7 protein-coding genes and 2 pseudogenes are annotated in these 6,867 nt (G+C 58.7%); 4 read left to right on the top strand and 5 right to left on the bottom strand.

Features of this window, described 5'->3' with window-relative positions; translation table 11 throughout:
* Both F8N21_RS29595 and F8N21_RS29590 read right to left on the bottom strand, forming a co-directional pair.
* The coding region (locus F8N21_RS29595) for a CapA family protein (RefSeq protein ID WP_150645499.1) at positions 1 to 509 on the bottom strand (509 nt) is incomplete at its 3' end.
* A 799-nt stretch (positions 510 to 1,308) separates the two neighbouring features.
* Entirely contained in the window at positions 1,309 to 1,647 is a 339-nt protein-coding gene (locus F8N21_RS29590; RefSeq protein ID WP_150645498.1) for a hypothetical protein, read from the bottom strand.
* A 218-nt stretch (positions 1,648 to 1,865) separates the two neighbouring features.
* On the opposite strand from F8N21_RS29590, the gene F8N21_RS31340 reads away from it, so the two are divergent.
* Positions 1,866 to 2,000, top strand: coding sequence for a hypothetical protein (locus F8N21_RS31340; protein WP_263597324.1), 135 nt, complete (start codon positions 1,866 to 1,868; stop codon positions 1,998 to 2,000).
* 177 nt (positions 2,001 to 2,177) lie between these two features.
* Here the strand turns inward: F8N21_RS31340 and alr are convergent, their stop codons facing one another.
* Positions 2,178 to 3,416, bottom strand: a complete 1,239-nt coding sequence (alr, locus tag F8N21_RS29580) for an alanine racemase (protein ID WP_150645497.1) — start codon at positions 3,414 to 3,416, stop codon at positions 2,178 to 2,180.
* Here alr and ctlX point away from each other — a divergent pair.
* From ctlX to F8N21_RS29570, 3 genes and pseudogenes are all read left to right on the top strand, one after another.
* Positions 3,355 to 4,329: pseudogene (gene ctlX / locus F8N21_RS31210) on the top strand (citrulline utilization hydrolase CtlX); the annotation flags it as partial. The gene alr and the pseudogene ctlX overlap by 62 nt on opposite strands.
* The gene (locus tag F8N21_RS30675) at positions 4,324 to 5,574 is read left to right on the top strand and encodes an aspartate aminotransferase family protein (RefSeq protein WP_191624435.1); all 1,251 of its coding nucleotides are present in this window, start codon (positions 4,324 to 4,326) and stop codon (positions 5,572 to 5,574) included. The pseudogene ctlX and the gene F8N21_RS30675, both read left to right, overlap by 6 nt.
* Positions 5,564 to 5,647: pseudogene (locus F8N21_RS29570) on the top strand (methyl-accepting chemotaxis protein); the annotation flags it as partial. The gene F8N21_RS30675 and the pseudogene F8N21_RS29570, both read left to right, overlap by 11 nt.
* An 81-nt stretch (positions 5,648 to 5,728) precedes the next feature.
* Here the strand turns inward: F8N21_RS29570 and F8N21_RS29565 are convergent.
* Positions 5,729 to 6,202 carry a MaoC family dehydratase gene (locus F8N21_RS29565; RefSeq protein ID WP_150645495.1) on the bottom strand — a complete coding sequence of 158 codons (474 nt, stop codon included), beginning with the start codon at positions 6,200 to 6,202 and terminating at the stop codon, positions 5,729 to 5,731.
* A 322-nt stretch (positions 6,203 to 6,524) separates the two neighbouring features.
* The coding region (locus F8N21_RS29560) for an MFS transporter (protein WP_150645494.1) at positions 6,525 to 6,867 on the bottom strand (343 nt) is incomplete at its 5' end.

Here is a 6,867-nt window from a genome sequence, read left to right as displayed (position 1 = left end):
CCGCCAGGCTGCGGCAGCACGGCGGGCGCTTCGGCGGATTGCCGGTTGTGCCCGGCGCCGGCGCTGCACATACCGTTGTTCGATAGGGTATCCAGGGTATCGGCCAGGCCGGCTGCCCCCCAGTCCAGCACATGGTTGTTGGCCAGCACGCAGCAGTCGATGCCGGCTGCGCTGATGGCCGGGAAGTTCTCCGGGCTCATGCGGTAATTGATGCCCTTTGGCTCCGGTCGTCCGCGGCGGGACACCGCAGTCTCCAGATTGATGATGCGGGCGTGTGGCTGGCGAAGTTCGAATTCATCCAGCGCAACGCCCCAGATATAGGAGAAATCGACTGGGCGGGGAATCGCGCCATTGAGTCTTTCTGCCAGCCGGACGTAATCGCCGGCATCCTTGACGTAAGCTTCGTAAAGCCGCGGATCGCCAGGATGCGGCAGTACTGAGTCGATGCCACGGGCGGTCATGACGTCGCCGCAGAGAAACAGCTTCAGCGTATCGGTAACAGCTGCCATGGCACCCTCCGGGATATCCCGAATGACGTAAACCGGGGACAGCCCCAATGCCAGTCAGTCAAGCACTGGATGCCCCCAAAAGATCGCAGCCTGCGGCAGCTCCTACAAATTTTGCACACACCCGTTATTACAAGGGTGAATCGGCACGGCGTAGGAGCTGCCGCAGGCTGCGATCTTGGCGATATGACACTCGCCGAAAGGCTCTGGTTTATGTCGAAGTACTGTGCATTTCTCTTAACTGACTGGCATTGGGGACAGCCCCCGATTAACTCACCTGCGGCCCCATCACAAATCATCACGCCTTAACTATAGCTAAGTGGTGTTCTCAATCAGGCCAGCCATATGACCGCCTGACACCCGGCTCAGCATCGAGCGACCGAGAAATCAATGTTGCAGGATCCTTTGTTCGTGGCTGTCAGGCTTAGCTAGAGCCATTCGATCGGGTACAGGTTTTAGTCGATACCCCACACGATACCCACGGTGGTCAGGGGGGGCTTTGGGGGACGGATATCGTCGGAGCCAGGCCGTGGAAGGGGAGGTCGCGGTGCTGAAATCTTGGCGGTTTAGGGGCTATAGCACAGGTTCTGGTGACTTCAGCAAGACTGAAAGGCTGCAATCAGCTAATCAGTAAACCCTCCGCACCGTGGGTTTACTGATTGAGGCACAGAGTTTCCCGCAGGCGAACCCGGCAAGAAGCCACGAGATGGAGAAGGGAAGGGCAAGGGGAAGTGAGCATGTGCACACGGATGAAGCAGGGGGCCAACCAAGGCCCCTTTATTTTGCCTGTCACTTGATGGCATCAGCTGGCCTGCTGGAGCTCGACCAGTAGCCCACTGGCCTCGGCCATCCGAAGAAAATCATGCAGCGCAAAGACCCTGTTAGTTGACGTGTCGCCGCCTGGACGCCGCGCTACCATGGTCTCGCACACCGCAAACACTGACTGCTGCTTGCAGTCGTGAACAAGCCGGAATGTTGCATCGAGCCAGCCCATGTCGATTACCGCTACATCAGGGTCGCCCCTGGCTGCCTCGAGCAGTGGGCTGTCGGTGTGTACAAACTCCACCTCGCCGTTGTCCTGGCGCTTTTTAAATGCAGCCAGTGCCGCCGCGTTGTGACTGGTAACGTTATCATTTCTCATTGTCTTCGTCCCTAAAGGGTAGCTCCGAACTTTTCGGGGGTTTCATGGAAGCAGTAGCTGTGCCAGCGCCTTCGTGGTTGTCTGGCAGCACAAACGAACAAAAGCATAGCAGCAGGGCGGTGGCTTTCAGCGCGACCAGATGTCGCAGGCCGCAGTGACGTTGTGTGGTTGAGGGTGTTCATGATTCTTCACCCTCATCCTCGGCGTCGATATTCTGCATGAGCTTCTCGAAGTCCTCATCGGTGCCGCCGCTGCCAATGTCGCACGTCGAAGCGGCCGTTGCGTTGATGACCATGCATCTCAAGCAAGCCTCCGATGAGGCGGCTGAATACCTGAAAGACCACTTTGAGTAAAAGTGATCGGGGGCACACAACCCTCGTAGGAGCTGCCGCAGGCTGCGATCTTTTGATCTTGATCTTCGGCGGTCTTCAATATCGCCAAAAGATTGCAGGCTGCGCCAGCTCCTACGCCGACCGGGTACATCCGTGAAATTGCAGCGACACGCGATCCTGTAGGAGCAGCGCTCAGTCTTATTTGACCTTCAACACCTTCGGATTCGAGTTGCCCCAGATCGTGTAGAGGTCCGCCAACAGCGCGCCGTTGATGGTCTCAAGCTCGGTCTGGGTAATCTCGTCATCGCCCTGTTTGCCATACAGAACGACCTCGTCTCCCGCCTGCACGCCCTTGATACCACTGACGTCGACCATCAGCGTATTCATGGTGACCTTGCCGATCACCGGTGCGCGTTGACCGTGAATCAGTACCGAGGCTTTGTTGGAGAACGCTCTTCGATAACCGTCGGAGTAGCCGGCCGGGATGTTGGCGATCAACGAGTCTTTGCTCAGGGTAAAGGTGCGGTCGTAGCTGATGCTGCTGCCTGCCGGGTAGGCGTTGACCGCCGCGACCCGCGACTTGAACTGCATCACCCGCTGAAACTCGTTATGTCCGCCCACTGGATAGCCATAGAGCGCAGCCCCCGGGCGAACCATATCCAGCCAGCCTTCTGGCACCTCAAGGGTGGTGAAGGTATTGGCGCAGTGCAGGGTGATCTTGCTGCGGTCCAGTTTCGCGTGCTCGATCAGCCAGCCGGACTGCTCCTTGAATGTGGCCAGCCCCTGGAGAACATCCTCGCGTTCTTCAACGGGGAAGTGAGTCATGATCCCGACGATATTCAGGTGCTCCAGCCGAGTCAGAGCCACCGCCTGTTGTTGCCCCTCAGCCGTGCTCATTTCCAGGCCATTGCGGCTCATGCCCGCCGAATTCAGCGCCTGGTGAACGGGCAGTTTCACGCCCTTGCGGGTCGCCAGTTGATTGAGCTGGCGGGCAACCTCCAGGTTGCCGACCAGTTCTTCGATGTTGTAGCGCAGCGCATTTTCGACTTCATCAACGGTAGTGCTGCGCAACCGCATCAGGCGGCCCTTGAAGCCTTTTTCCCGTGCAACCCGCGCCTCCTCGTTGCTCGCCACGCCGATACAGGTGATGCCCATCCTGATCGCGGAAGGGATCAGTAAAGCAATGCCGCTGCCATAAGCGTCGGCTTTCATCACGGCGCAGATCTGGCTTTTACCCGCCACTCGTTGCTGGATCCTGGCGATGTTCCCTTCGAAGGCGGCCTGATCGATTTCCAGCCAGGTGTTGGCCTGGCCTGAAAGATTGTCGGCGCGTGGATGTTCCGGGGTGGGATCGAGTAAAGGGGCGGCGTTGACCATGGGCATCATTGCCGTAAAAGCCAGTGCGAGTGTCAGCGTGCTGAGCATGAAACGTGGCATATCAAGTCTTCCATACTGGATGAGGAAAGGCCCCATGCAAACGGTGTTGATGATTCGTCCTTCGCGGTTCTCCTTCAACCTTGATACCGCCGCGAATAATCGGTTTCAGAAGTGCTCGTTGCCGCAGGATCAGGCGCAGGCTCATGCCCTTGAGGAATTTGACGGCTATGTAGCGGCATTGCGCGAGCAGGGAGTCGAAGTGCTGGTGGCTCAGGACAGTGCATCCCCGCATATCCCCGACTCGATTTTTCCTAACAACGGGTGGAGCAGCCATGCCGATGGCACGCTTGTGCTGTATCCCATGCAGGGGCAGAACCGTCGCCTGGAACGTGAGAAGGGTGTTCTGGAAGGGTTGCTGCAGGACTATTCAATTGAACAGGTGCTCGACTTTACCGAGCTGGAGCAGCAGGAGCTGTTCCTCGAGGGCACCGGCAGTATGGTGCTCGATCGAGTCCAGCGTATCTGTTACGCCGGTTATTCGGCTCGCACGCATGTCGATGCACTGCGCAAGTTTGTCGAGAATCTCGGGTACCGTTTGTGTGCCTTTAGCGCCGTTGACCGTGAAGGGGCGGCGATCTATCACACCAACGTGATGATGAGCGTCGGCACTTGCCTTGCGGTGGTCTGCCTGGAAGCTCTCAGTGATCTTCGCGAGCGCGCCGAGCTTGAGGCTCAGCTGCGATCCAGTGGCAAGGAAATCCTCGCGCTGAGCTGGGAGCAGCTCGAGTCATTCGCCGGCAACATGCTGGAAGTGCATAACCGCAAGGGTCAGCCGATCCTGGTGATGTCGCGCACCGCCTGGCTCTCCCTGGATACCGAACAACGCCAACTGATCGAGCGACATGCCAAGCCATTGCCGGTGAACATCGACACCATCGAACTGATCGGCGGCGGTAGTGCGCGCTGCATGTTGGCTGAAGTGCATTTGCCAAGACAAACGAAGCAGGAGACGGTCGATCGTGGAGATTTCGATCGGTTCATGGTCCCCAACTATGCACCTGCAGCGTTTATCCCGGTCCGCGGAGAAGGATCACGGCTCTGGGACCAGAGTGGTCGCGAGTTGATCGATTTCGCCGGTGGGATCGCCGTCAATGTGCTCGGCCATGCCCACCCAAAACTGGTCAGTGCGTTGACGGAACAAGCGCACAAGCTCTGGCATGTCTCCAACGTATTTACCAACGAACCCGCGTTGCGCCTGGCGCGCAAGCTGGTGGATGCGACCTTCGCCGATCGTGCGTTCCTCTGCAACTCGGGAGCCGAGGCCAATGAGGCGGCATTCAAGCTCGCACGACGGGTCGCGCATGACCGTTACGGCGAGGAAAAATATGAAATCATCGCCGCGTTGAATAGCTTCCATGGCAGAACACTGTTCACCGTATGTGTGGGCGGCCAACTTAAATACTCCGACGGCTTCGGCCCGCGAATCGAAGGGATCAGCCATGTGCCGTTCAATGATCTGGCGGCACTGCAGAACGCGATCTCGGATAGAACCTGCGCGGTAGTGCTTGAGCCGATACAGGGCGAGGGCGGTGTGCTCCCGGCTGAACGTTCTTACCTGGAAGGTGCCCGTACGCTGTGCGATCAATTCAATGCGCTGTTGATTTTTGACGAAGTACAGACAGGGGTGGGGCGTACCGGAGAACTGTTTGCCTACCAGCATTACGGTGTTGAACCCGACATCCTGACCAGTGCCAAGAGCCTGGGTGGCGGGTTCCCGATTGGCGCGATGCTGACTCGGGAAGGGCTGGCGAAACATCTGGTGCCGGGCACCCATGGGACCACGTATGGCGGCAACCCTCTGGGTTGTGCGGTGGCCGAGGCGGTGTTTGATCTGGTCCGCGATCAGGCCCTGCTCGATGGCGTCAAACAACGGGCAGAGCAGTTCAAGTCGCGCCTTGGGCAAATGGCCGAACAATACGGTGTGTTCAACGAAATCCGTGGGTTGGGGCTGCTCATCGGTTGTGCGCTCAGTGACGGCTGGCGCGCACGCGCCAAGGAAATCCTGAATGCGGCGGCCGGGCAGGGGCTGATTCTGTTGCAGGCCGGTCCCGATGTACTGCGCTTTGCCCCGAGTTTGATTGTGTCCGAGGCGGACAAGGTGGAAGGGCTGGCCCGGTTCGAGCGCACGCTAATGCTTCTGACCCGGGCTGCTGATTAACCATGCCGCCATTGAAGCCGCCCGCGCCGGCGAGGCCGGGCGTGCTTTTGCAGTGGTCGCCGATGAGGTACGAGAATGCACGCTCATACTCGCGCACCGATGTTGCCCGCAGCGCCAGTGACAAGCATTGGTTTTTCAATGGACATGAAATGTTTCAGCGGGCCACAGACGAGCCGCGGCGAAAGATCAGTAATTTTGCGACTGAGCGTTGACGCAACTCACCGTGCTGGTTGAGCGTGTCGGTCTGGAAAGTCACCAGACCGCGATCAGGCCTGGACGTCGAAGGATTGATGGCCAGGACGGAGGTCTCGACCCGCAGTTCGTCTCCAGGGCGAGTAGCAGTGGGCCATTTCAGCTCGCTGCCGGCGCCGATAAGACCGGCATCCAAAGGCAGGCTTGAGACAAGCAGGCGCATGGTGATGGCCGCCGTGTGCCAGCCGCTTGCGGCGAGCCCGGCAAAAAAACTGTGCTCGGCCGCCTGGTTATCCAGATGAAAAGGCTGGGGATCGAATTGCAGTGCAAAACTCTTTATCTGCTGTTCATCGACCAGGTGCGTGCCGCTGCGGAACGTGTCGCCAACGGATAAGTCGTCAAGGAACAGCGTGTGAGGGGTGGCTGCATCATTCATGGGATCAACTCCGACTGGATGGCTTTTTAATTATTTATTATGAGCATAATATTATCGTGTTGGTTGCATGATGCAAGTCGCTATTCTTGTGACGCTGAAAAAAAGGGACGAATGGTGGAGGGAAGGGCTGACGAATCGTCAGTGAGCCGTTACTTCAGGCAGTGCCCTTACGCCCAGGCTTAGCTGCTGGAGGTCGTATTCAGGCCTCTGACCTATGCCAAGCCATAGCTGAAATCCTGGCGATGAAAGGGCTGGCCAGCGCCGAACCGTGGTCTGGTTGATGAAGCTTTTACGAAGCGCTGAACGGGTGTTATCTGGTTTTTCACTCACCGAGACTCTCGGTAGGGCTGACAGCTGCCTGCCGCCCGCGTTCGAGGTCGATACCGGCGAGTATCAGCAGGCCGACCACGAAATAGCTGCCGGTGATCAACATCGCCAGGCGGTGATCGCCGCCGGACAGCCAGTTGGTCAGGCCATAAGTCATGGGGCCGAGGATTGCCGAGAGTTTGACCGCCAGCCCCCAGAGACCGAAGAACTCCGCCAGGCGCGTCGGCGGCGCCAGCAGGCCGACTATCGCGCGGCCGGCCGATTGGCTGGCGCCCATGCACAGACCGGCGAGGTTGGCCGCCAGCCAGAACAGTTCGGGGCCGCGCGCGACCCAGACC

It is taken from the genome of Pseudomonas fluorescens, assembly GCF_902497895.1.
GTDB lineage: Bacteria > Pseudomonadota > Gammaproteobacteria > Pseudomonadales > Pseudomonadaceae > Aquipseudomonas > Aquipseudomonas fluorescens_BP.
Note: the sequence above shows the minus strand (reverse complement) of the source record. Positions and strands in the feature narration are given on the sequence as shown.

Coding starts and splice junctions, on each gene's coding strand:
- F8N21_RS29590 (WP_150645498.1), bottom strand. CDS start 1,647: ATGAGAAATGATAACGTTACCAGTCACAACGCGGCGGCACTGGCTGCA.
- alr (WP_150645497.1), bottom strand. CDS start 3,416: ATGCCACGTTTCATGCTCAGCACGCTGACACTCGCACTGGCTTTTACG.
- F8N21_RS31340 (WP_263597324.1), top strand. CDS start 1,866: ATGAGCTTCTCGAAGTCCTCATCGGTGCCGCCGCTGCCAATGTCGCAC.
- F8N21_RS29565 (WP_150645495.1), bottom strand. CDS start 6,202: ATGAATGATGCAGCCACCCCTCACACGCTGTTCCTTGACGACTTATCC.
- F8N21_RS30675 (WP_191624435.1), top strand. CDS start 4,324: ATGTTGGCTGAAGTGCATTTGCCAAGACAAACGAAGCAGGAGACGGTC.